Annotated in this window: 21 protein-coding genes and 6 pseudogenes; 14 read left to right on the forward strand and 13 right to left on the reverse strand. The window is 68.6% G+C overall.

All coding sequences use genetic code 11. The features are described from left to right. The first annotated feature begins 70 nt into the window (after positions 1-70). The 3 genes from ABTX18_RS23715 to ABTX18_RS23725 all read left to right on the forward strand — a co-directional run bounded on the left by ABTX18_RS23715 (position 71) and on the right by ABTX18_RS23725 (position 1,461). The gene (locus tag ABTX18_RS23715; protein ID WP_352124739.1) at positions 71-397 is read left to right on the forward strand and encodes a plasmid stabilization protein; all 327 of its coding nucleotides are present in this window, start codon (positions 71-73) and stop codon (positions 395-397) included. A 96-nt stretch (positions 398-493) separates the two neighbouring features. Beyond that, on the forward strand, positions 494-865 hold the full coding sequence (locus ABTX18_RS23720) for a VOC family protein (protein WP_352124740.1): 372 nt from the start codon (positions 494-496) through the stop codon (positions 863-865). 35 nt (positions 866-900) lie between these two features. Beyond that, positions 901-1,461: a type 1 glutamine amidotransferase domain-containing protein gene (locus ABTX18_RS23725; RefSeq protein WP_352124741.1), complete on the forward strand. Its 561-nt coding sequence runs from the start codon at positions 901-903 to the stop codon at positions 1,459-1,461. Between the two features lie 97 nt (positions 1,462-1,558). On the opposite strand, the gene ABTX18_RS23730 is transcribed toward ABTX18_RS23725, so the two are convergent. Next, complete coding sequence (locus tag ABTX18_RS23730) at positions 1,559-2,392, reverse strand: class II glutamine amidotransferase (protein ID WP_352124742.1); 834 nt, start codon at positions 2,390-2,392, stop codon at positions 1,559-1,561. 245 nt (positions 2,393-2,637) lie between these two features. Between ABTX18_RS23730 and ABTX18_RS23735 the strand changes: the two genes are divergently transcribed. Then, a complete protein-coding gene (locus ABTX18_RS23735; protein ID WP_352124743.1) occupies positions 2,638-3,273 on the forward strand; it encodes a DUF1345 domain-containing protein in 636 nt (211 codons plus the stop codon). 202 nt (positions 3,274-3,475) lie between these two features. Here ABTX18_RS23735 and ABTX18_RS23740 read toward each other — a convergent pair whose 3' ends face one another. From ABTX18_RS23740 to ABTX18_RS23750, 3 genes and pseudogenes are all read right to left on the reverse strand, one after another. Continuing rightward, positions 3,476-4,588: a tellurite resistance/C4-dicarboxylate transporter family protein gene (locus ABTX18_RS23740; RefSeq protein ID WP_352124744.1), complete on the reverse strand. Its 1,113-nt coding sequence runs from the start codon at positions 4,586-4,588 to the stop codon at positions 3,476-3,478. A 262-nt stretch (positions 4,589-4,850) separates the two neighbouring features. Continuing rightward, positions 4,851-5,172 (reverse strand): annotated as a pseudogene (locus tag ABTX18_RS23745) (phosphatase PAP2 family protein); the annotation flags it as partial. A gap of 77 nt (positions 5,173-5,249) precedes the next feature. After that, positions 5,250-6,575, reverse strand: a complete 1,326-nt coding sequence (locus tag ABTX18_RS23750) for a beta-1,3-glucanase family protein (protein WP_352124854.1) — start codon at positions 6,573-6,575, stop codon at positions 5,250-5,252. Between the two features lie 723 nt (positions 6,576-7,298). On the opposite strand from ABTX18_RS23750, the gene ABTX18_RS23755 reads away from it, so the two are divergent. Then, positions 7,299-9,653, forward strand: a complete 2,355-nt coding sequence (locus tag ABTX18_RS23755) for a pectate lyase-like domain-containing protein (RefSeq protein ID WP_503061192.1) — start codon at positions 7,299-7,301, stop codon at positions 9,651-9,653. A gap of 63 nt (positions 9,654-9,716) precedes the next feature. Here ABTX18_RS23755 and ABTX18_RS23760 read toward each other — a convergent pair. Then, positions 9,717-10,510: pseudogene (locus ABTX18_RS23760) on the reverse strand (transposase). 78 nt (positions 10,511-10,588) lie between these two features. Here ABTX18_RS23760 and ABTX18_RS23765 point away from each other — a divergent pair. The 3 genes and pseudogenes from ABTX18_RS23765 to ABTX18_RS23775 all read left to right on the forward strand — a co-directional run. Further along, entirely contained in the window at positions 10,589-10,954 is a 366-nt protein-coding gene (locus tag ABTX18_RS23765) for a MerR family transcriptional regulator (protein ID WP_352124745.1), read from the forward strand. A gap of 46 nt (positions 10,955-11,000) precedes the next feature. Beyond that, a complete protein-coding gene (locus ABTX18_RS23770; protein WP_352124746.1) occupies positions 11,001-12,017 on the forward strand; it encodes an NADPH:quinone oxidoreductase family protein in 1,017 nt (338 codons plus the stop codon). An 8-nt stretch (positions 12,018-12,025) separates the two neighbouring features. Beyond that, positions 12,026-12,133: pseudogene (locus tag ABTX18_RS23775) on the forward strand (IS481 family transposase); the annotation flags it as partial. Positions 12,134-12,148: 15 nt separating this feature from the next. On the opposite strand, the gene ABTX18_RS23780 reads toward ABTX18_RS23775, so the two are convergent. Continuing rightward, a complete protein-coding gene (locus ABTX18_RS23780) occupies positions 12,149-12,592 on the reverse strand; it encodes a hypothetical protein (protein WP_352124859.1) in 444 nt (147 codons plus the stop codon). Between the two features lie 432 nt (positions 12,593-13,024). Then, the gene (locus ABTX18_RS23785) at positions 13,025-13,951 is read right to left on the reverse strand and encodes an NADP-dependent oxidoreductase (RefSeq protein ID WP_352124747.1); all 927 of its coding nucleotides are present in this window, start codon (positions 13,949-13,951) and stop codon (positions 13,025-13,027) included. A gap of 136 nt (positions 13,952-14,087) precedes the next feature. Between ABTX18_RS23785 and ABTX18_RS23790 the strand changes: the two genes are divergently transcribed. Both ABTX18_RS23790 and ABTX18_RS23795 read left to right on the forward strand, forming a co-directional pair. Then, a complete protein-coding gene (locus ABTX18_RS23790; protein WP_503061193.1) occupies positions 14,088-15,131 on the forward strand; it encodes a GlxA family transcriptional regulator in 1,044 nt (347 codons plus the stop codon). A 391-nt stretch (positions 15,132-15,522) separates the two neighbouring features. Further along, positions 15,523-15,885 carry a DNA/RNA helicase domain-containing protein gene (locus tag ABTX18_RS23795; protein ID WP_352124748.1) on the forward strand — a complete coding sequence of 121 codons (363 nt, stop codon included), beginning with the start codon at positions 15,523-15,525 and terminating at the stop codon, positions 15,883-15,885. 424 nt (positions 15,886-16,309) lie between these two features. On the opposite strand, the pseudogene ABTX18_RS23800 reads toward ABTX18_RS23795, so the two are convergent. Further along, positions 16,310-16,471, reverse strand: a pseudogene (locus tag ABTX18_RS23800) (DNA-binding response regulator); the annotation flags it as partial. Positions 16,472-16,686: 215 nt separating this feature from the next. On the opposite strand from ABTX18_RS23800, the gene ABTX18_RS23805 reads away from it, so the two are divergent. After that, entirely contained in the window at positions 16,687-18,702 is a 2,016-nt protein-coding gene (locus ABTX18_RS23805; protein ID WP_352124749.1) for a hypothetical protein, read from the forward strand. A 975-nt stretch (positions 18,703-19,677) separates the two neighbouring features. Here ABTX18_RS23805 and ABTX18_RS23810 read toward each other — a convergent pair. Further along, positions 19,678-19,809 (reverse strand): hypothetical protein, encoded by a 132-nt coding sequence (locus ABTX18_RS23810; RefSeq protein ID WP_352124750.1) that lies wholly within the window; start codon positions 19,807-19,809, stop codon positions 19,678-19,680. A gap of 318 nt (positions 19,810-20,127) precedes the next feature. Between ABTX18_RS23810 and ABTX18_RS23815 the strand changes: the two genes are divergently transcribed. Then, entirely contained in the window at positions 20,128-20,397 is a 270-nt protein-coding gene (locus ABTX18_RS23815; protein ID WP_352124751.1) for a hypothetical protein, read from the forward strand. Between the two features lie 49 nt (positions 20,398-20,446). Here the strand turns inward: ABTX18_RS23815 and ABTX18_RS23820 are convergent. The 4 genes and pseudogenes from ABTX18_RS23820 to ABTX18_RS23835 all read right to left on the reverse strand — a co-directional run. Continuing rightward, positions 20,447-20,687: pseudogene (locus ABTX18_RS23820) on the reverse strand (hypothetical protein); the annotation flags it as partial. 39 nt (positions 20,688-20,726) lie between these two features. After that, entirely contained in the window at positions 20,727-20,912 is a 186-nt protein-coding gene (locus ABTX18_RS23825; protein WP_352124752.1) for a hypothetical protein, read from the reverse strand. A 146-nt stretch (positions 20,913-21,058) separates the two neighbouring features. Continuing rightward, a pseudogene (locus ABTX18_RS23830) lies at positions 21,059-21,923 on the reverse strand (alpha/beta hydrolase); the annotation flags it as partial. A gap of 93 nt (positions 21,924-22,016) precedes the next feature. After that, positions 22,017-22,445: a GvpU-like protein gene (locus ABTX18_RS23835; RefSeq protein ID WP_352124753.1), complete on the reverse strand. Its 429-nt coding sequence runs from the start codon at positions 22,443-22,445 to the stop codon at positions 22,017-22,019. Between the two features lie 214 nt (positions 22,446-22,659). Between ABTX18_RS23835 and ABTX18_RS23840 the strand changes: the two genes are divergently transcribed. Then, a complete protein-coding gene (locus ABTX18_RS23840) occupies positions 22,660-22,917 on the forward strand; it encodes a hypothetical protein (protein WP_352124754.1) in 258 nt (85 codons plus the stop codon). Between the two features lie 475 nt (positions 22,918-23,392). After that, the gene (locus ABTX18_RS23845; protein WP_352124755.1) at positions 23,393-23,959 is read left to right on the forward strand and encodes a DoxX family membrane protein; all 567 of its coding nucleotides are present in this window, start codon (positions 23,393-23,395) and stop codon (positions 23,957-23,959) included. Positions 23,960-24,119 lie beyond the last annotated feature (160 nt).

Here is a 24,119-nt window from a genome sequence, read left to right on the forward strand (position 1 = left end):
ACCCCCTCGGCGGCTCCGGCCGCTTCCACCGGGCCGAGGGGGTCACGAGGCAGACCAGGAGGAGATCGCCATGCCTGCAGGTTCCAGCGCCAAGCGCGAACGTCAGTACGAGCACGTGAAGGAGAGCGCGGAGGACCGCGGCGCCTCCGACAAGCGCGCGAAGGAGATCGCGGCGCGCACGGTCAACAAGGAACGCGCGCGCTCCGGAGAGTCGAAGACCGCGAGCAGGACATCGACGCGCGACCCCAAGTCGGCGTCCGGGCGCGGCGGAGAACGCTCGCACAAGGGCGCCCAGGGCCGCACGAAGGACCAGCTGTACGAGGAAGCGAAGAAGAAGAACGTCGAGGGCCGCTCCACCATGAACAAGGAACAGCTCCGCAAGGCCGTCGACCGCTGACCCGCGGTGCGACGCGTCGTTCAGCGCATGCCGCGTTTCGGCTGACGCAGATGTGGAACCCGGGGCGTGAACGGTGGAAACGAATCGAGGAAGAACATGGCTGTCGCAACCTACTGCCTCGTCGCTCTCGACTGCCCCGACCCCGCGGCGCTCGCCCGCTTCTATCAGGACGTGCTGGGCGGAGAGGTCACGCAGGACTCGGACGAATGGTTCGACCTGCAGGTGCCCGGAGGTGCCCGGCTCGCCTTCCAGCTGGCCCCGGACCACCGGCCGCCGGAGTGGCCCCGCGGGGACTTGAACTCCCAGCAGGAACACCTCGATTTCAAGGTGACGGACATGGAGCGGGCCCATCGAGAGGTGCTCGAGCTCGGCGCGACACCCCTGGATGTGGACGACCGGAACGGAGAACGCGGCTTCCGGGTCTTCGCGGACCCGGCCGGGCATCCGTTCTGTCTGTGCCGTGAGTGAAACGGTCTGTGCCGTGAGTGAAAGGGCGGAAGCCGATGACTGACCAAGACGTGAGCAAGCGGAAAGTACTGGCCATCGTCACCAACTACGGCGTCGAGCAGGACGAGCTCTTCGTACCGCTCGATCACCTGCGCGGATGGGGAGCACAGGTCGATGTCGCCGCCGTGACGACGGACGAGATCGAAACCCTCGTCGGCGACAAGGACGCCGGCAAGACACTCCGCCCGGACCTCGCGCTGAGCGACGCCGACCCGGCGGGATACGACCTTCTGCTCGTACCCGGCGGCACCCTGAACGCCGACACGCTGCGGCAGCAGGAGCCGGCCACCCGCATCGTCCGCGCCTTCACGGACTCGGGCCGCCCGGTCGCGGCGATCTGCCACGGGCCGTGGGTCCTGGTCGAGGCCGGTGCCGTCGCCGGCAAGCGGCTCACTTCCTACGCGTCGCTGCAGACCGACATCCGCAACGCGGGAGGCGACTGGACGGACGAGGAGGTCGTTACCGACGACGCGGGCGGCTGGAGGCTCATCACCTCGCGCAACCCCGGCGACCTGGACGCCTTCGTCCGCGAGATCGACGAGGCGATCGCGGCTTGAGACAGTATCCGGAAGGTCCGTGTGGCGGGGTTCCGGGCGTCCACCCGGGACCCCGCCACCGTCACGTCAGATCGGCTCCGTCACGACGTCACACCGGTCACACCGGCTCCGGCTTGAACGGACGGAACTCGTCCCAGCCGGGCTGGACGACGCCGTAACTGCTCTCCGGCACCTCGTTCCACACCCCGGGCAGGTCCTTCAGCGGCTCCGACACCACCAGCCGGGTGTCGTCGGAGACTCCCCTGAGAAAGTCCAGATCCGGGTGCAGCGCCCGTATGGTGTCGGCCCGGCTGCTGCAGAACAGTGAGCGCGAGGCGTGCTTGCTCGAGTAGCGGAACGTCCACATGCGCTCCCCGTCGGCCACCGCGATGGTCATCTGAAGCGGATACTCCACTCCCTCGTCATGGCCCAGCCGCTCTACGAGACCGGCCATTCTCGCCACGGCCCCCGGCACGTCCTGGTCGAGACCGAAGGTGATGGCCAGGTAGAACATCACCTCGGAGTCGGTCGACCCCTCCAGCGACGGGAAGAGGACCGGGTCGACGGCCAGGGACAGGTCCCGCCGCAGACGATGGAACTCGGCTATCGCCCCGTTGTGCATCCACATCCAGCGGCCGTGCCGAAACGGATGGCAGTTGGTCTGCTGCACGGCCGTACCGGTGGACGCGCGGACGTGTGCGAAGAACAGGGGAGACTGCACATGGCCCGCGATCTCCCGCAGATTCCGGTTGTTCCACGCGGGACCCGTGTCACGGATGATCGCCGGGGTGCCTGCGTCGGACCCGTACCAGCCGATGCCGAAGCCGTCGCCGTTGGTCGTCTCGACGCCCATGCGCGAGTGCAGGCTCTGGTCGATGATCGAGTGCTCCGGCTTGTAGAGCAGATCGCTGAGCACCACGCTCGTGCCCGCATAGGCAAGCCATCGGCACATGAGTCTCTCCGCCCTTCCTGGAGAAGCCGGCCGCGAAGAAGGCGCCGCGGCCCCCGACGGTCAGGGGGCCTACCACTCGACTACCCCTTTCCACGCTACCCAGTCACCGGGCCGGCCGCCCGGTTGCCCAGTAGACCCGGGTGTCCCTTGGTCACCGTCACCCACCGCACTCGCAGCGGGTCCCTCCCCCAGGACACACACCGCCTCATCGGCACGAACCGGACAGACGCCACTACGGTGGTGCCATGAGGACCCTGCTGCCCGTGAACGCCGTTCCGCGGCTGTCCAGCGCCCTCGCGATCGGCATCGTGGTGGGTGTCCTGGCAGGGCTGGGAACCGGCGCGGTGCTGGGGGCCATGGCCGGGATCGCGGCGACGGAGCTGGTCTTCACTCTGACCGGGTGGGTCGTGCTGTGGCCGATGGACGCGTCCGCCACTCACCTGCATGCCCACCGAGAGGACTTCCGGCCTCGCACGGACGAACTCGCCGTGGTGGCGGTCGCCCTCTGCGGACTGGTCGCCATCGTGCTCCTGCTGCACCTGGGCACGTCCGATGCGCAACGCGGCGCCGCCGCCGTCGCCCTGTGCGGCGTGTTCATGGCCTGGGCCACGGTGCACCTGATGTACGCCACCCGCTACGCCTACGTCTACTACGCGACCACGCACGGCGGAATTGATTTCAACTCGAACGAGCCGCCCTCGTACCGGGACTTTCTCTACTTCAGCTACAACCTCGGCATGACCTATCAGGTGTCCGACACCAACGTCTCCAGCTCGGCGATCCGCGCGATCGTGCTGCGTCAATGCCTGCTGTCCTACGTTTTCGGCACCGGCGTCCTGGCCACTGCCATCAACCTCGTCGCAGGGCTCGTCACGGACTGAAATCGTCAAAGGGGAAGTGCGAATACCGCCTGAACAGGCTTCGCGAACTCACAGGGCGCTCGTTCACCGGTCCACGAGCGGTGGCACGCGTTGGTCGCCGCAGCCGACGGGGCTTGGATCGCGCCCCGGCGGGAGGTGACGCGCACCAGGTCGCCTTCACCGATGCCGAGTCGCTGGGGCGTCGGGTCCGGAGAGCTCGGTGTCATTCGGTGGCTGCGTCCGAGCGCTTCCTCCCGGACCGGATGAGTTTTCTGGCCATGGCAATCGCCACCACAGCCCATGCCGCGAAGCCGATCCATACCTCGACCCGGGCGATGTCGACCATGAAGTCGAGTCCGGTCGCCCGGCCGTAGTTCGTGCTCGCCGCGGCGTACATGCCGAGGGGGAAGACCATGCTCCACAGTGTCGGGTCGTAGCCGACCCGTTCGTCGCTCACCAGGTGCCGGCGCACCGCGAAGGCAAGCAGGAGGGGAATCCACCAGGTGCCGAACGCCCACAGCAGGAAGCCAAGACCGGACACGACGGGCCGGGTGGCCGCCAGTACGGGCAGGTCCGCGGGCAGTGCCAGGATCGCGGCCGCGGCGAGCACGCTGATGGCGGTGGCGCCCATGTAGACCCAGTAGGTGGGGCTCAAGGCGTGAGGCGTGACCGGGTCGTCGAGCAGACGGACGGTGACCAGGCCCAGCAGCATCAGATAGAGCACCACGCCGATGCCCCAGAAGGCCACGGCCGGCGGCGCCAGAGAAGCTGTCAGACCGGGCTTTTGAGCGGCGACGGTCGCGGTCGCGCCTGCGAGCGACTGCGTGCCCACCACCCACAGGAACCAACTGCCGTTGGTCCGGGGCAGCACCGGGTTCTGCCGGTGGCCGACCACCATGGAACCAGGAATCGCATAGGTCAGCACCAGCCACAGCGGAGCGCTTACCAACGCGAGCACCGCACAGATGAGCCAGTGGTGCTCAAGTGCCAGGCGCATGCCAAGGACGTTCAGCGCGGCCACCAGAGTGAAGTACCCAAAACCCCGGCCCGGGTCCTGCGCATCTGCCACCACCCGCCGCGGAAAGCGGATGAGCCGCCAGACGTAGGCGACGAGGAGTACGGCGAAAGCCGCGACGGCTACGGTCAGCAGGATGTCTGACAGGGTGCCCCAGCCGAAGAGGTGAAGACCGGTGGACACGATTCCTGTGGCCATGACCAGGGCGGCATAGCCAGGGTTCAGCTCGGCGACGGCCCGGTGGGCTTGCCGACTCGCTTGCCGACTCACCCGAACTCGTCCGACTTCATGATCTCTGGCACGCGGCACCTCATTCGACAAGCGATCATGGCTACGCCCAGACTGTTGCGATTTCGGCCGTGCCGCATCTCAGACGCCGGTCCCGTCCCGGTCACTCTCGCGCCATGGCCACCGCGACGGCCGGCCGGTGGCCCAGCGACCAGGACCGTGCAGGCCCGTCCCCGGCAGCGGCCGGGCACTCGGCCGATGACGGCCGTGCCCGTCATCCCGAACACGTGCCGAGCCCCGTGCTCCCCGCCGGATCGTCGAGGCCCCTGCGCCCTTCCCCGCCCCCGGCCACGTCTCACGCCACCAGCAGAGGACGCAGCCGCGTCGCGGTCAGCCGCCGGGCCGGCGGATCGGGCCACCGATGCACGGCGGCCATCAGCACCACCCCGGCCACGGCACCCACCAGGAGACCCGCCACCGCATCGTGCGGATAGTGCGCGCCGACTCAGACGCGCGAGGCAGCCATCGCACACGCCGCCGCGACCGCACCGGGCCGCGAGACGAACACGAGTGCCACGGCCGCGGCGGCGGCGATCGCCGCATGGTTACTGAAAGGACCAGTCGCCGGGCGCCGGGCACGCCTCCAGGGTGGCCAGATGCAGGCTCTGACACGGCCGGAATCCGTGGCGCAGCGCTCCCACCTGCGCAAACACTTGCTTTGCAGGGGTTATCGCAGCATCGTGCATCCCAAAGGTCAGAAGCCGACAGCCACGGACAGCCACTGAGGGCCGGCATGTGAGATGAAGGAGGACTGGCCCGCCACGTCGTCGTACGGGAAGCCGTAGGCGAGGTTGTTGATGCCGTTGTCGTGCCAGAACTTGGCGTAGTAATTGGCGGGGGCGGACTGGTAGAAGCGGCTCGGGTCCGACTGGCCCGAGGACGGCAGCGTGGCGACGTGCCGGTTGAGCGCCGCGCACATGTTGGGGTTGCCGGCCATGCTCCCGGCGCAGCCGAAGATGTTCTGGGTGGGCTCGTTGACTCCGACCGACTGGGCGTACGAGGTGAAGTAGTTCGCGTTCACGCCGCCGGGCCGGAAGCTCGCGTCACTGCCCGGAGCGATGATCCGGTACGGGGCCTGACTCCGCGCCAGAATCTTGAACTCCTGCGGGACGGCGTTGATGAAGTCCTGGAAGACCTGGGTGCGGGACTTGCTGAAGAAAGCCTGGGTCTCCCCGACCTGGACGTCGTAACCGTCCGTGGCGTGCAGACGCATCGCGAGAGGCAGACCGTAGGCGTCCACGCGGGTGGTGTTGCCGTTGAACACACCTCCGCCGACGGTGAATTCGATGAAGTCGTAGTACTGGCTGGTCGGTGAACCGACGTAGAAGTACATCCGGCCGGCCGAGTTGGCGGGCATGTCCAGGTAGGGCTGCTCCGCGATGGAGTGCGTCTGACCGTTGAAGCTCCAGTACACCTGGCTGTCCGGGTAGGCACCGTTGGTCCGGTTGAGGATCGCGACCTCCACGGCGTTCTTGGCCGGCGGGATCTTGCTGGTGTCACCCCAGAAGCCGCCAGTGGGCGGCGGGGTGGTGCCACCGGTGCCGTAGACCTGGAATTCCCAGAGCGAGAAGCCGTACGGGGTGGCCCGGGCGGTGCCGTACAACCGGACGTACCGGCCGGAGCCGTTCACGTTGAGCGTCTGGACTCCGCCGGGGCCGGCAGCGGTGGAGTAGACCGAGGTCCAGCTGGTGCCATCGGCGGAGGTCTCGATCCGGAACGCGGTCCCGTACGCGGCCTCCCAGTTCAGCACCACGCGGCTGATCTGAGCCGTGGCGCCGAGGTCGACCCGAAGCCACTGCGGATCACTGAACGCGCTGGACCATCTGGTGGTGGTGGAGCCGTCCACGGCCGCCGAGGCGGGAGTTCCCGCCGCCTCGACCGAGGAGGCGGTGGCCGGTTTGCCCTGCGACAGCAATGCGTCGGCAGCATGGGCGGAGGGCTGATCGACCGCGAGAACGAGGGCCGCCAGCAAGGCGACCAGGAGCGCGAGAACGGGGAGGGGTTTGTGCCGGTACCGCATGGGCCGTAGGTGCACCGGCGCGAGGGGCTTGCTCGGCATGATGTCTCCTGAACAGGGTGGGGAGCCTGCGGACCTTGACGTGCCTGGCATGCCTCGCTCGGCGTCGAATTCATCCAGAGAGCGCTCTCACGAGGGTGCTTGGTATATACCTTCACTGTTCCGTGCATGTCAATGAAGAACGCCAATCGCGCAGGAACCGCCGCGGACCGGGACACCGCTGCACGCATGTGGCGCCCCACCCCACGACGCAAAGAAACCGGCGACATCCCGCGTCGGCACCGCGCACGAGCGCGTCGGCGGCAAGGGCATCAACGTCGGCCGGGGTGCTCTCCACCCTGGGCCGGCCCGCGGTCGCGACCCACTTCTCCGGCGGCCCCGACCATCGGCTGTCGCGATTGATCTACGAGCGACTGGCATGCGGACGCCCAGGTTCAACAATTCGTGAACCAACCACTTGCATGCTCGAACGTGGGTGCGACTTGGCGCAGTTGGCGTTCAAGAGTTGAAGCATGTGCATCATCTTGACGGCTCGCCGTTGCCACTCAACACTGCCTTAACAGATCCAATGGCCCGCTGATCCGCAGATTGAGAGCGTTTTCAATAGGCCGATTCCAAGGTCTGTAGCGCTGGAAAGACGATCAAATCACCGTGTCGAGACCGTCTTCACCCTTCCGCACTGACCCTGTGTTCACTTCACGAAACCAGGCGAAAGGACTCCCACCCATGCGCACGCCCCTCCTTCCCGGCCGCATGAGACCCCCGCCACGTCCGAACCAACGGATCATCGCCCTGTTGAGTGCACTCGTACTCGCGCTCGTCGGACTGCTCGGCCTCAACCAGACCGCCGCTCCCGCCTCGGCAGCCGCACCCGACTACACCCAGAGCGTCACGCAACTGAGCGCGACGCAGGCACAGATATCTTTCACACCAACCACAGCCGCGATCTACGTCGATGTGCACTACCTCGTCAACAGCGCCAACCAGCAGAACGTCCACATGACCAACAACGCGGGCACTTGGACGCAGACCGTCGGCTCGCTCATCAACGGCACGGTCCTGGAGTACTGGTTCACCTACGAGAAGAGCGGGCCGCAGTACGACACGCCCCACTACACGTACACCCAGGGCGGTAGCGGCACCGGCACTGTCGCCACACCGACCTTCACTCCGGCGGCGGGCACCTACGCATCGGCCCAGAGCGTGACGCTCGCCGACACGACCGCGGGCGCGACCATCCGCTACACGCGTGACGGCTCCACCCCCTCCGCCACGTCCACCCTTTACAGCGCACCGATCAGCGTCACGGCCACCACCACCGTCAAGGCCATCGCCATCAAATCCGGCCTCACCAACTCCGCCGTCGCCAGCGCGACCTACACGATCGGCACATCGGCCGGCTGCCCCACCCAGTCGGACGTACCGGACTTCGGCCCGAACGTTCACATCTACGACCCGTCCATGTCCAGTGCCACCATCCAGGCCCAACTCGACGCACAGTTCGCCCAGATGAAGGACACCACCACCGCGCAGTTCAGCGAGAACCGGGTGGCGCAGCTCTTCAAGCCGGGTACGTACGCCGTCGACGACAACGTCGGCTTCTACACCTCGGTGGCCGGTCTCGGGCAGAACCCGGACGACGTGACGATCAACGGACACGTCACCGTGGACGCCTTCAACGCCTCCGACGCGGGCAACGCGACGCAGAACTTCTGGCGCTCGGCCGAGAACCTGGCCATCAACCCGGTCGGTGGGAACCGTTGGGCCGTGGCCCAGGCCGCCCCGTTCCGCCGGATCGACGTTCACGGCGATCTGCAGCTCTACCCGGCCAGCTACGGCTGGGCCAGTGGCGGCTACGTCGCCGACACCAAGGTCAGCGGCCAGGCGGCGTCCATCTCGCAGCAGCAGTGGTACACCCGGGACAGCAACCTGGGCAGCTGGGCCGGCGGCGTGTGGAACATGGTCTTCTCCGGCACCACCGGTGCTCCCGCGAACACCTTTCCCAACCCGCCCGAGACCACCCTGGCGACCACCCCCGTCTCCCGTGACGTGCCGTACCTGTACGTCGACGGCGCCGGAAAGTACCGTGTGTTCCTTCCGTCTCTGCGGACCAACGCCTCCGGCGCGAGCTGGGCGAACGGCAGCACTCCCGGCACTTCGCAGCCGATGAGTCAGTTCTACGTGGTCAAGGCCGGCGACACCGCCGCGACCATCAACAACGCGCTCTCCCAGGGCTGCAACCTGTTCGTCACCCCGGGCGTCTACCACCTGAACCAGACGCTGAACATCACCCGGGCCAACACCGTCGTCCTCGGCATCGGCTACCCGACCTTCGTTCCGGACAACGGCGTCAACGCGATCCAGGTCGCCGACGTGGACGGAGTCCGTCTCAAGGGCCTGCTGATCGACGCCGGCACCACCAACTCAGCGGCGCTGCTGACCGTCGGCCCGGCCGGATCGTCCGCCACCCACGCGGGCAACCCGACGACCATCCAGGACGTGTTCTTCCGGATCGGCGGCCAGATCGCCGGCAAGGCGACGACCAGCCTGATCGTCAACAGCAACAACACGATCATCGACCATATCTGGGCCTGGCGAGCCGACCACGGCAACCCGGGCACCGTCGGCTGGACGACCAACACGGCGGACACCGGCGTGATAGTCAACGGCAGCAGCGTCCTGGCGACCGGTCTCTTCGTCGAGCACTATCAGAAGCACGAGGTCGTCTGGAACGGTCAGAACGGCAAGACGATCTTCTTCCAGAACGAGATGCCGTACGACGTGCCCGACCAGGGCGCGTGGATGAGCGCGGCAGGGGTCAACGGGTACGCCGCCTACAAGGTGGGCGCGGGCGTCACCACCCACGAGGCGTGGGGGCTCGGCAGCTACTGCTACTTCAACGTCAATCCGGCGGTGAACAGCTACCACGCCTTCGAGGTGCCCAATACCCCGGGCGTGAAGTTCCACGACGCTCTGACCGTCTCACTCGGCGGTATGGGCACCATCACCCACGTCATCAACGACACGGGGGCGGTCACCGCCTCGAACACCACTCCCAGCAATGTGGTCGCCTACCCATGAGGCAATGACCTGACGTCGTGAAAGCCGGTCCGGGGCTCCTCGCGGTTGCGAGGGGCCCCGAGGTCAACACTGACCAACCCGACTGCTCGTCCATCCGGCGAGGTTGAGGTTGTGCAGGAGGGCGATTCCGAGCATGGCGTGGTGGACCCCGTCGCCCTTGAGGCGGCAGTCGCGAAGAATCTTCCAGGTCTTCATGCGGGCGAAGACGTGCTCGACGCGGGCGCGGACCTGTTTGTGGGACCTGTTGTGGGCCTGTTTCCAGTCGGGCAGCTCTTCGCCTTTGCGGCGTCGGTGGGGCATGACGAGCCCGGTGCCCGGATCGCCGCCGTCGGCGATCGTCATCGTCTTGCCGACAGCGGCCTTCCCACCGGACTCCTCCCACGCCTTGCAGTCGTTGCGGTTGCCGGGCAGTGGCCGGCCGACCAGCACGACGAGTCGGGTGTCGGCGTCGATGACAACCTGGTGGTTGGTGGAGTACCGGTAGTTCTTGGACCGCGCGGCGATGGTGTGATCGCGGGTGGGCACCAGAGTGCCGTCCACGATGAGCACGGTGTCCTTGCGGAATCGCTTGCGGGGCTGCAGCGCGAGCGACGGGCCGAGGTCATCGATGATGCGGTCGGCCGCGGACTTCGAGATCCCGAAGAACGGGGCAAGCTGGCGCCACGTGAGGTTCGTGCGCCAGTACGCCGCGACAAGCAGCACCCGGTCTTCCAGCGGAAGGGACCACGGGCGGCCCTTGCGCACCGGATCCGCACCATCGCGGCGCAGTTCAGTCACCAACCCGCCGAAGACACGCGGGCTAGCCCCGTGAACGGGGTTATCCAGGAGGACTCCGACGCCGTGATCACACCAGACACCACAAGATCGTTTCATGGCGCCGACACAACGTCGTGAGCGCCGGAAGATCGCGGCGCTAGCCAGCGTTGGCTCCGGGTATGAAGATCAGTGAGGCTTCCAGGGTCAGCGGTGTGAGTGCGAGATCGTTGCGGCATTACGAGGACGAGGGCTTGATCGTCCCCGGCCGTTTCAGCAATGGGTTCCGTGACTACTGCCAGTCCACGATCGACCGGGTGCTCGTCATCCGCACACTGCTGGAGTCCGGGCTGCCTGTCCGGTTGATCAAGGAGCTCCTGCCCCGCCTCACTGGCGGCTCCGATGGCGGCACCGACGCGGTGTGCGCGGAGTTCCTGCACGAGGTGCACAGCTATCGCGATCGGCTCGCTGCTCGCATCGCCGTTCTCAGCGATCAGCAGGCGGCACTCGACGCCTACCTTCGCGAGGCCCGCCGTACTGATCTCTGACCGCCGCTTGACCTTGACGTAAGTGTCAGACTTCTACGTTCGCTGCATGGAGATCAACGAGCAGCAGGACACCGCTGAGCAGACGATGCGAGTACTGGTCCAGCGGTCGCACCGGGGGCCGCAGGAACTGACCCTCACGACCGATCAGCGTCGCCCAAGCCCGGGGCCCGGTGAGTACCTGGTCCGCGTGGGCGCTGCCGGGGTCAACTTCGCTGACGTCATGCAGACCCGTGGGACATACGGGGGAGGCCCTCAGGCCCCTTATGTCGCGGGCTTCGAGGCCGCAGGTGAGATCGTGGGTGTCGGCCCGGATGTCGAGAGTCCGCTGCCACTCGGCACTCACGTCGTCGGAGCCGGCCCGGGGGCCTTCGCGCAGTACATGCCGATGCCGGCTGCGGGTGTGCTTCCGGTGCCGTCCGGCTGGAGCGATGCCGCCGCCCTCGGCATGGTGTTGAACTGGGCCACAGCCCTGGCAGCGCTGAAGCCGTTGGGCGAGATCAAGACGGGTGAGGTCGTGCTCGTCCATGCCGCCGCCGGAGGCGTGGGGCAGGCCGCCGTCCGCCTCGCCCGTCACTACGGTGCGCGCGTGATCGCCACGGCCTCGCCAGCAAAGCACCACGCCGTCAAAGCCCTCGGCGCCGACGAGGTTCTGGACAGCCGACTCCCCGATCTGACTGAGGAGATCACCCGCCTGACGGGCGGTGTCGACCTGGTCCTGGAATCAGTGGGGCAGGCCACGTTCAAGACCAGCCTGTCGGTCACCAAACCCTTCACCGGACGCATCGTCGTCTTCGGCGCCGCTTCCGGCGACGCCACGCTGACCACACACGACCTGGTCTTCACCCACCAGGTTCAAGTCAAGGGTCTGCACATCGGTGCGCTGGCGGTCACGGCCCCGTCCATCTACCAGTCGTTGCTCGTCGAGATCGAGGCGCTCATCGCCCACGACGTGTACCCGCCCGGCACCCCTCAGGTTCATTCTCTGGCTGAGGGGGCGATGCTGCTGCAGCAACTCGAAGCGGGTCAGACCCAGGGCAAGCTCGCCCTCGATCCCTGGCGTTAGGAACACCAGTGATTCACCGCGATGCTCCGCTGTCCCCCGAAGGACGGCTGCGACTCATACTGCGTTGCCAACACCGCCCGATCGCCCACCTGGCGGCCGAGATGGGCATCTCCCGGGTGGCTTCGTTTACTTCAAGCGGTTCTGGCTCGCTTTCCGTGATGCGTGCACGGTGGGTGATCTTCGCTGGTGTCCAGGTCCTTGGTCCACGGTCCTGTTCGAGTAGTGGCCAGTTCCTTTGCTTGGTGCCTGAACCACGTGCTCAGGTCGAGGTTGTCGCATGTTGCCGGGGTTTCTGCTGGCAGATCGATGGCTGCCGCCAGCTTCTCGGCGAGCGGTAGTACCTGAGGAGCGCCGGCGACCATGGACTCGTGGTCGCCGGATTCGATGGGCAACCAAATCTCCTCATCGAGCGAGAAAGGCACGAGCACGGTCCAGCCGCAGAGGATCTCCGATTCCTCTCGTGACAGTTGCGTCTGGCACAAGGCGAGGAACCCGGTCATGTCGGGGGTCAGCTTTTCCTCGAAAGCTTGTCCTGAGCCAAGCGAGCCAGAACCACTACTGGTGAATAAAGCCATGCCGTTGTTGAACTGGCCGGCGCCCGCGACTGGTGCAGATCGCGGGCGCCGGTGCTGCTGGGTCAGTGAGGCTGCGCCGTGGCCGTTGCCCAGGCGAACGCCTCGGCCAACTCCTTGAGCGCGGCAGCTGCCGCCTGCGGGGTCATGTTGCTGTCCGCTACGCCGTTGACCTGTTCGGTGATTGCCTTGTAGAACGCCAGGCGCGATTCCTTCGCGGGCGTCGGCCAGCCCGTCCGATGAAGCCACGGTGGTGCCTTTCGTGGTGGGTCGAGACATCGCAACTCGCATACTCATACGGAGGTCTGGCACTTCACTGGCCTGTTTGTGCCCACGTGCGCCCGCATGCCGCGCCCGGAGCCCTGGGACCGGTCGGTCCCGGGGCTCCAGTCCCGCTCCACCTGCCCGCAGCCGCCCCGGCCAGGGCGGCCGTCGTCAGGCGACGCTCAGAACGATCTTCCCGGTAGTGCGGCCCTGCTCGCCGATCTCGTGCGCCTTCGCGGCCTCGGCCAGCGGGACGACGGTCTCGACCACGGGCGTGAGCGCGCCCCGCTCGGCCAGGGCGGCGATCTCGCGCAGACCCAGGTGGTCGGGCTCGACCAGCATCCACACCGCCCGCACGTCGCCGGGGACGTCGGCGGGGACGTCGTCGGGACCGGGCAGGGTGATCAGCCGGCCGCCCGGGCGCAACACCGTCAGGGACCGCTCGGCGTTCTGGCCGCCGAGCCCGTCCAGCACCACGTCCACGTTCCCGACGGCGTCCTCGAAGCGGACCGTGCGGTAGTCGATCACCTCGTCCGCGCCCAGCTGCCGCAGCAGGTCGTGCTTGCCGGCGCTGGCCGTGCCGATGACGTACGCGCCGCGGGCCTTGGCGATCTGCACGGCAAGGTGGCCGACCCCGCCGGCCGCCGCGTGCACCAGCACCCGCTCACCGGTGCGCACCGAGGCGGTGTCCACCAGGGCCTGCCAGGCGGTCAGCGCGGCCAGCGGCAGCGCCGCCGCCTGGACGTGGGTGAGGTTCGCCGGCTTGGGCGCGAAGTGGCGGGCCGGGGCGACGACGTACTCGGCGTAGGCGCCGGCCTGTCGCGGGAACAGCGGCATGCCGTACACCTCGTCCCCGGGGCGGAATATCCCCACGCCCGGTCCGACGGCCTCCACGGTGCCGGAGACGTCCCAGCCGACCGCCGGGACCTCGCCCCACTCGATCAGTGCCCCGCTGGCTCGGGTCTTGAAGTCCACCGGGTTCACACCGGCCGCGTGGACTCGCACCAGGACCTCGTTCAGTCCCGGCTCGGGCCGGGCGACCTCACGCTCCACGAGCATCTCCGGTCCGCCCCACTTCTCCACGACCACCGCACGCATGCTGTCCACCTCACTCTTTTCCGTCTTGATCGGATACCGGCCGCCCGGACCCTTCCCGGCGCGACGCAGTCCACGATCCGGCACCCGCCCCCACCATGGTGTTGGCCGTCTGGCCACTATGTGACAGGATCTGGCCATGAGCGAGATGCAGTGGCCGTGCACCGACCCCCGCCCCGACCCGAGCGCCGACGCGGCCGGGCGGCACCGCATCGCCGTCCTTGCCCTGCCCGGCGTCCCGCCCTTCGAACTCGGCATCCCCTCCCGCGTCTTCGGCAGCGTCCTGGACGCCGGCTCACGCCCGCTGTACGAGGTCACCGTCTGTACCGCCGACGGCGCCCCGGTCCTCAGCGACGCCGGGTTCACCGTGCAGCCCGCAGCCGGTCCCGAGGCCCTGGCCGCCGCGGACACCGTGATCGTCCCGCCCACGCACGCCATGCCCGAGCTGGGCCGCGGCGGCCCGCTGCCGCCCGAGGTCACCGCGGCCATCGCCGGCATCCGGCCCGGCACCCGCCTGGTGTCCATCTGCACCGGCTCCTACGTCCTGGCCGCCGCAGGCCTCCTCGACGGCCGGCCCGCCACCACCCACTGGAACCTCGCCCCCGAGTTCCGCCGCGCCTACCCCCGCGTCAAGGTCGACGAGGAGGTCCTCTTCGTCGACGACGGCGACGTCCTGACCTCCGCGGGCGTCGCCGCCGGCGTCGACCTGTGCCTGCACATGATCCGCCGCGACCACGGCGCCGCCGCCGCCAACCGCGCCGCGCGCATGTGCGTCGTCCCGCCCTGGCGGGACGGCGGCCAGGCCCAGTACATCGACCGCCCGGTGCCCGAACCCACCATCGCAGCCACCACCTCCACCCGCGCCTGGGCCCTGGAACACCTCGGCGAACCCCTCTCCCTGAACCGCCTGGCCGAACACGCCCGGATGAGCCTGCGCTCCTTCACCCGCCGCTTCCGCGACGAGGTCGGCATGACCCCCGTGCAGTGGCTCACCGCGCAACGCCTGGAACTGGCCAAGCAATTGCTGGAAACCACCGACCTGTCCATCGACCTGGTCGCCCACCGCTGCGGCTTCGGCTCCACCAACTCCCTGCGCGCCCACATGCGCACCGCCTTCGGTGTCTCACCCGCCTCCTACCGCCGCACCTTCCATACCGACGACCTGGTGGAATCGCGCGTCTGAGGACACATCAGCGCCGCACATACCCGCTCCGCGGGCCGGCCGGGATCCGCCCGATCATCCGCGTCGGTGCCCCCTCCATCGGTGAGGGCGTCCCTGAACGGCTGAGCTGGCGTTCCCGGGGACGTCTCGGCGATGGCGAAGGCGTTCGTGCGCGGCAGGCAGGGCGCCTGCGTACAGATCCGCGCCCTCGTCGCCGCTCTACTGGAGGGCGACCCTAAGGGTGGGGTCGTCACCGTGAGCGGCGGGCCGGGCAGCGGCAAGACCGCTCTCGCTGTGCGCCTGCTCGGTTATCCGATGCATTACCAGGAGCGAAGCCGGCCGCGGTTCGTGACGCCGTCAGGAACCCTGCCCGCCCATCTCCTCGAGGCAGCCGGCGGACAGGCGCAGCCGCGTGACCTGTTTCCCCCGTCTCCACCTCTACCACGCCGCACAACACGCCGGGTCCGTCATCGTCGACGAGGCCCAGCGCATGGCCAGGTCAAACGACAGGCTGGCACCTGCCCTGGCCGAGGTCCTGCACAAGGTGCCGCTGGCCGTGGTGTTCCTCGATGAACGCCAGATCATCCGCCCGGGCGAGGGCACCACCGTGGAGGAACTGCGCGACGCCGCCTGGGCCATGGGACGCGCCCACCACCACTGCGAGCTGGCAGGCTCGTTCCGGTGCAACGGCTCCGCCGCCTACACCACCTGGGTCGACAACCTCCTCTACGGCACCCCCACCCCCCGGGACCCGACACGACAACTACGGCCTTGATCTCGCCGACGACCCCTTCCAGCTCCAGCACTGGATCGAACAGGCCACCACCGCCGGACACACCGCCCGCACCACCACCGGGTTCTGCTGGACCTGGACCCGCACCCGCCCCCGCGGCGCCACCACCCTCCCCCTCGACATCACTGGAACGCCGCCGACACCCTCACCAACCCCGACGGCCTGAGGCGGCTTTCCAGGTGCGGGCTGGGTTCTTGGCCGTGGCGGGGACGTCGATGGCCCCTCGCCCCCCCACAACCAGCTCTGGGCCACCCATAGCGGCGGACACCAGCAGATCGGCTGCATCTGCAGCGCCCGAGGTCGAGCAACCAGCCCACCTCCAAGGGCATCGTCGTCCGCCTGGAACCCACGGGCGACCGGTCCCGGCCGGCACCCGTCTGGCCGGGACCGGCGACGTCGTGTCCCGGCGGGGCCGCGCACGGGTGGAGATGCGCGGGCCGCGCAGGCCGGCCATAACCCGGGGGGCGAAGGGCGCGGAGAGCGCTGGACGGCCCTGGGCGGCGGAGTGGATGGCGGCGAAGAGTTCCTCCGGGCGTTCGGCCTTGAGCAGGTAGCCGGACGCGCCGGCCGCCGGACAAGCCGGTGATGCACCTGCCTTCACCAAGGTCATGGCCCGCCTGCGCGTCCCCCGCCTACGAGGACGGCCTCTTGGCGGCGTGCGGGGAGAAGCGGACGGCATTCGGCTGTGCTCCGCTCACCGACGCCGCTCCCGGAGCTCCGCCAGGTCCGCGAAGCCGGACTCATCCCTGAGGATGACCGCAGTCGCCCCAGTAGGGTGCGGTCATGTCGAATGTGGGAGCGGAAGCCGAACTTGTCCAGCGCTTCGCGCAGCGAGGGATCAGGGACGGCCAGCAGGTTCTCCTGGGCGGGATCCTGCGAGCACTGGATCCCCGCGGCCTGCTCACTCAGCACGCTGCCTCGCCGGGCACAGCGGCGGTCGCTCTCTCCAGGGCGCACGCGGTCCTGCATTCCCGCGGCACCGCGGCCAATGCCAAGACGGCACAGCCCTATGAGGTCCCGGCTTTCCGCATCCAGATCGACGCGAAGAACGCAGTCGACAGGGCCTGTACCTTCGCCGCGGCCGATCAGCGTCTCGCCGATGCCAAGGCCTTCCTCCACAAGATCGTGAATGATGGTGCCGGCCAGTTGAAGCAGCCCGCACAGTGTCGTGCGCTGGCGAAGGTGATGGACCGCCATCGGCTCGATTTCCAGGACGCGATCGCCGACCTCGCGGCCCGTGCGTGGCAGTCACCGCCGTCAAACGACTGCCTGGCGTGGATTGCCGCCGAGACAGCGGCGCTGTGCCTGTCGAGCGAGCGAGACTACGACCTCCTGCTTGACGACGTGCACGCCCTCCTGCGCCATCCGGACCCGGTCGGCGGCAAGGACTTGATCGATGTGCTGCTCCCGGCACCGGCGCCTTTTAGGGTGGTCTTGGTGGTGGAAGGCGCTGCCGGGCTGGCCAACGCAGGTTGGCTGATGCCTGCGGACGCCGATTGCGTACAGTTCCCGCTCGATGGGCTGCCCGCGAAGTGGGCCTACGGGAAGGCCGAACTGGGCGCCCTGGCCGCGGTGGTGAGGGCGCGCATGGAGCAGCGGGGGGTATGGGCGGGCGGCAGCCCCAAAGCAGTGCTGTTGACGTTCCGGGTGCCTGCCTGCGATCACGGCGCGGCGATGCTCATCGGTCGCCGTAAGGCCGCCGAACTGCTGGACCAGTACGTGGCCGGCCACCGTCTCGCCGAGCTGCGGCTGGGCGAAGAGACCCTCGTCTGCGGAGAGGCTACTGGGCGCACGAGGCGCTTCGCGGGAAGCCTGTCCGCCCCCGCTGCGGCAAAGCCGCTGACTGGCCACTGGCCGCCTCAGTTGCACGAAGGCATGCGAACAGCCCACATCGCCCGGTCCACGCAGGGCCTGACGGCCAGTACGGGCTTGTGCTGGGCGACGATCGAGGCACTTGGCCTGAAGTCCGGAACGCAAGCCCTCGCGAAGACCTTGAGCCTGCAGGCCCTGCGCCAGCAGGTGACGTCCGCCTACCAGGAGCTACGCGTGGCGGCGCTCGGCAGGCACACTGCCGCAACCAGTGCGCTTGCGTCTGCTGAGCAGCGCAGGGCAGGAGTGCTGCGTGAGTACGACCGGGCAACGGCCGAGGGCCGCGCGGTCCCACCCCAGCTCAGGGAGGCCGTGGAAGCGTGCCGGAAGACTGTCGAAGCTCGCACGCGCGAGTGCGCGGCGGCCGAGGTCGCCTTTCGCCGGCCGTTGGAGGTGCTTGACCGCTGGACGGAGGCGAGCGGCCGTGGACGAATCGCGGACGTCAACCGCTGGCTCGACGTCCTGGCGCCGCCCACGGCGGTGCCGGCAGACCTTGCGGAGGCCGTCAGCGCGCTCGATCTCCTGACCCCCGCTGTCGGAGGATGGGCAGCCCACGTGGTGCGAACCTGGCAGCAGCGCCTCTCGGACGCTGAGGCCACCGTGAAGTGGAGCCGGGAGGCCGAGGACCGCTTCAAAGCAGCGCTGGAATGGCTGTACGCCACCCGCAACACCGCGCTGCACGAAGGCCGGTTCGAATCCGAGACCGGGACCCTTGACGCGGCGGGCGGACGGGCTCTGGTTGATCTCACATTGGAGGTCCTTGGCAACTGGTACCAGCACGCGAGCACTGGGGACCTGGCACTCAAGGTTGTCCGCCAACTCGGCACACGCCAGAAGTCGATCCTGGACGAGCTTGAGGTCAAAGGCGTCCGAGGCTTGCATCTGACACACCTGACCAGTCCCACATCGACCGGTACGGACCGCCCGTGACGTCAGGGGGAAGGGGTGAGAGTGGAGGTGTCCTGCCAACTGAACGAACCGGCTCGAAAGCCGGGCGGGGACTCGAACCCCGGTCTCCTCCTGGTGAGCCAGTGCGATGGTGAATCGCCGTACCCGAGGTATCTCCGGCCCTGACTGGACTATAACTCCCGATGCCTGCCACATGCAGCCGATCCACGCTTCCAGCAGGAGGAACTGCCTTGAGCGAGCCGCCGGACAGGGTACCAGCAGCCCACTGAAGTGCTCGTTCCAATGGGGCACGAGAGGCGTCGCGGTGGAGCCCTGCAGTACCGGGCGCCCGGCCGAGGGGTGGGCAAGGTGCCGGTACGCAAAGACGGGGCCTCGGCATCCGTGAACATCTTCTGGGCGAGGCTCTGCCGCGTTCATCCGCACTCCGGTGTGCGGTAACCGCTGGCCGTGAACTACCGGCTGCCGGTGTCACGTTGTTGCGGATGCGGTGCAGGAGGTCGTCGACGGTGCGCCGGGCCCGGAGCAGCCGGCGGCTTACCGCACGGGCACGAGCATTCGCGGGCCCGTTCAGCGGCCCGGTGGCCCGGTGCTGTCCCGTGACGGTGACGGGGGCGTCGCCGCCGAGCGCCCGCAGCATGCCGTCGTAGGGGCAGCCGTCTCGCAACCGTTCTCGCGGTGGACCAGGTGGGCGAATGTTGCCGACCACGACGGCACCGACCCCTACGCCCCCGACCCGGGGCAACGGCGGTTCTTCGACCGGTGGCCGAACCGGTCTACGCGACAGACCTGGTGCGGGTGTGTCAGTGCTGGAGGGCGTAGATGGACCGCGACCACTTTCTCCGGCACCACCCGCCGGAACGGCTCCCACAACTTCTCGGGCACCACCGTTCAGCAAGACTGGTCATGCTCAGCACAACGATGCGCGACTCAAAGGAAACACCCGGGCGGGGCCATGCGGCAGAGCCCGCATGAGTGGACGCGGGAGATCTCGTCCGGCTACGACCACATCGTGACGCGCAGTGTGCTGAGGGCCGGGCGGATCGCCTCGGTCCGGGTCAGTGGTCCGGTGTCGAGACTGCTGCTGTGCAGTGACGGGGTGTCGAAGGTCCTCTCCTTCGAGGTGATCACCGCTTCGCTCTCCGCGCCGGAGAGCCCCCGCCGCGCCGCCCTCGCACTCCTGACCGCAACGCGTTCTCAGCGGCGCGCCCGGGACAGCGTTGCACTCAGCGTTCTGGCGCGCGCCTCGCAGTGTGGACAGGCCTGTTATAGGTACCGTCCGGTGGGCACGGTCCGAACGCGGCGTCGGCGCCGCCGTCGGGGAACGTCGTGGCGTGTGGCGAGACGGGTGGCGGGCCGGCTGTAGTCAACTGGGATGCGCCGCATGCGGGGCACGGTGGCGGTAGCCCGCTGAGCAGATACTTTCGTCGCTTCCATAGAATCCCGCCGGTGAAGAGACAGGTGCGGTTCACAGAGCAGGTTGCCCGGTTCCGGGACCACTACATGCCTGCAAGAGATCGGGACACGTTCCTGCGTGTCGTGGACAGGATTGCCGCCGACCCTGAGGGCGCCAACAGCCATCTCGCCTTCACGACTGACTCTGTGACGCGCGAAGTCTGGGAGGACCACATACTGATCAACTACGTGGTGACGAGCTTCTTCGTAGTCATCATCGATCTGGACATCTACGACGCGTCCCGTGGCTTCAACGAGGTGTAGCAGACCGCTTGTGGGCGGGCGCGGCTGGAGATGGGAAGGCTGAGGTCACTCACCGCTGCTTCCCCGCCGGGTCGACCTCGGGGTGCGTGCACCGGACGGGCTTCCCCAACTCCCGGGCGTAGGCGATTTCGACCCGCGTGCGGGGTACCGATGTAGTCCCCGACTACGAGCACCTCATCGGCGAGCCGGACCTTCGCCCGGTGCAGTCCGTCGAGGCGGACCTTGCCGGCCTCGGCTTCGGCCTCGTCCGCCCACAGCGGATGCGGCTGTTTCATGTCGCAGCCCGGGCGACCTCCCCGTCCACGCCCTGGCTAGATCGGGCGCAGCCGTCAGTCGAAGTTCCCGAGGCTGCACAGGCTGTTCCTGTCGATGTGTTCCTTGGGCATGCCGAGCTCGGTCTTCCAGTGCACCCGCTCTTCGATGAAGCGGAAGTTGCGGAGCAGACTGACGCCGTCCAGAGCGTGGAACGAGGGGGACTGCCGTCGTGCTTCCTGTTCCTCACGGTCACGGCGCAACTGATCAGTCCGCCCCTGCCGGGTGCCTTCAGGAGAGCCCCGACAGGCCGCAGGTATGCACTCGCAGAAGGACTCACCAGCACCGCGGACTGCCCTCCGGCCTGGAAGGGGAACGGCCGTGCCGTCGGCTGCCGCCGCCCATCCGATCAGCGGTTGTTGCTTGGGCGGTAGACGCTGAGGTCGCCGTAGGCCGACAGGACGCCGGCCAGGTCACCGGATTTGTCCCGCAGGGTGGTGTCCAGGAAGGCGAGAGTGGTTGCGGCGACGATGCGGGGGCTCTCGGTGCGGCCCAGGGAGCCGACTGTCGAGGGCACAGGCGGCAGGTACAGGGTGCCGTCCATGAAGGTGAGGTGTGCGGCGCCGGGGACGGTGAGCCGGTAGCTCGTCGCGGTGTTACGGGTGGTCGAGGGCGGCGACCACATAGCCATGGCCGGCCAGCTCCTCCGCCCAGGCGGTGTTCTGGGTGCGCACTTCGCCCGATCCCGGAGAGAACAGCACGACGGGGAAGCGTCCGCCCCCGTCAGCTTCCGGGGCGTTGAAGACCGAATGGGTGTGGGCACGTGGGATGCCGTCGACCAGGAAGCCCGGCAGGCCGACCTCGCGGGCGAGGGCGCCGGAGACGGTGCGCGCCTCGTGCTCCGTGCGTCCGAGGTACTGGGCCCGCTGCGTGCCTGCGGGGCTCTTCTGCGCGGGGTACCAGAGCTGGACCACGACCGTGCGCCGGTCGTGCGGATCGGCGGTGAAGGTCTCGGGGCAGCGTGGGTCGGTCCACTGCACCACGCGGGTGCCGACCGCGAAACGGCCTGACGGCTCGGGGAGCCCGGGTACGGGAAAGGCCCAGGCGGCCACCGGACCTGTGACGATCAGGCCGACGCAGGCCACCGACCCGGGCAAGGCCAGCCACCACCGGGCCCGCCACGTCGGCCGACCGGTACGGCGTCTCAGGAGGGGAGAGAGGGCGAACGGCAACGCGACGACAGTGCCTGCCAGTACTGGCAGCAGCTGCCAGCGCCCACGGCGACACCAGCGTTCCTCCGGCCGTTTCACGGTGCCGGGGCGGCCCAGGCACACGCCGTGCCGATCCGCCCCGTTCCTGCGCGCCCGCTACTCGGGCCGGCCGAGCGCCCACCCCGAGACATCGGACAGCCGCCCGCGCCACAGCGGCAGCCGCAGCGGAGCCGCACCGCCGAGAAGGAGTGTGGCGTCCCGCAGATGGATCCACCGCGGGAGCAGCTGGGTGTCCTCGTCGGTGCGGAGCTCCTTGATGCCCTGGTCCACCGTCTCGGGGAACTCGGCGATGAGGTTGGCACCCTCGCCCTCGACCTGCCGCAAGCTTCTGGCCCAGTCCGCCTTCCAGGCCTCGTGCCCGATCACGTCACCGTGCAGCACCCCGGCCGGCACGGTCAGCGTGAGCGGCAGGCCCGAACGCATCTCCCGGTCGAGCAGCTGAATCAGCAGCTGAAGCTGGATATCGGGCACCGGCTCGGTGATCACCGTGGCCGAGTCGGGTGCCCCGCCGACGGACTCGTTCATGAGCTGTTTCCCTTCGCCGCGGCGGCTGCCGCCGAAAGAAGGCTCTTCCGGCCCATCCGCACTGTCCGATCCCGCTCACCTTCCCGGAGAGGGCCGTCACACGCCCGCCACAGCGGGCTTTCACGCGTGCGAAGCAATCTCCTGATACGAGCGGGTCGCCCGGGCAGACGAGGCAGATACAGCCGACACCACCCTTTCCACAGGGTGAATTCGCATGACCGGCCAGCCCGTCGCACCCGGCTCCTCCGCCATGGCACGCCTACGCAGGAAGCCTCCCCGGCAGCTCCCTCGCTGGCTGTGGCCCCACAACCTCGGCGGGCATCAGGCGCCCGAGATTGCCGCCGCGTTCGTCGCGCGGCTGAACCCGACACCGTCCGCCCGGGCGGTCCAGGATCTGCTCCTGCTCACCTCGGAGCTGGTGACGGCTCCGGCATGCCGGAGCCGTCACCGCCGTGTCGTTCGGCACGGATGACGGGGCGCTCAACATCCGGGTCGCCGACCCCAGCCCCGCCCCTCCTCAGTGCCGCGTCCCGGACATGACCGGCGAAACAGGCGGATTCGGCTGGCCGATGGTCCTCCGGCTGGCCAGCAACGTCACCGTCTACCTCAGCGGCAGCCGGGCAAGACCATCCTGGTCACCTTGGCACACTGACCGTTTCGGGGACGCGGAACACAACGCTCTGGACGCGGGAACGGCCGTCGCCTGGGGGCGTCACAGATAACGGCGGATCGGTACGACCGAGGCCTCCCGGATCCGCTGGACCACCGACCACCGACCGCCGCTGCCACCCGCGGCCCTCGATCAGCTCGCTCGCCCGCATGTCCTGATCGAGCTGCCCGGGAAACGGACGCGGGAGGAGCAGGTGAAGACTGCACCGGAGAGGGCGGCGGTCGCGTGTGACGGCTGGTTCCAGGGGCACACGGGGTCCATGGCTGTCCTGAGAAGAATGACCCGCCCTCTGTTGGCAACCCCGTTTGTCATCGAAGGGGCGCGTGCGCTGCGCAGACCACTCCCCCTCGCAGCGGGCACCGAGTCATGGGCACGGCGCCTCGGGGCCCCTGCCGGCGATCCTCTGCGCGTGGTGAAGCTCAACGCCGCCGTGCAGATCGGTGGGGGCGGACTGCTCGCTCTGGGGCGCCTCCCTCGTACTGCCTCCCTTGTCCTGGCCGCGACCCTCGTGCCGGCCACCCTCGTCGAGCACGCCTGGTGGAAGGAGGAGGACCCGGAGCTACGGAAGGACCAACTCCTCGCATTCACCCAGCGCATCGGGCTGTTCGGCGCTCTGCTGCTCGGCGCAGCCGACACCCACGGCAAACCGTCGGCGGCCTACCGTGCCCGCACGGCCACCACGCGAGGCCGGAAGAAGGCCCACCGCGCGGCGGCGAGGGCGGGCGGACGCGTGCACGCTGCAATCGACACCGTCGGCTCCGGCGCCTCGGCAGCCGCGAGCGGGACGGAGCGGGCCATGCACTCCGCCGCCGGTTCCGCACGCGCGAAGCTGCCTCACCGGTAGATTGGCTCCGGGGTGTCGACGGCCCCTCGGCCGGCCGGCGGACCGAGCGCGTTGCATGCGGTCCTCCGCCCTGATCGGGCCGTCGCGAGCGCGTGGGCGTCGCCCCCGCGGCACCCGGCGGTCGGATGCGCACCGCCCCTTCCTCCGCCCCAGTCCGCCT

It is taken from the genome of Streptomyces sp. NPDC096323 (assembly GCF_040302845.1).
In the GTDB taxonomy this organism is placed as follows: Bacteria; Actinomycetota; Actinomycetes; order Streptomycetales; family Streptomycetaceae; genus Streptomyces.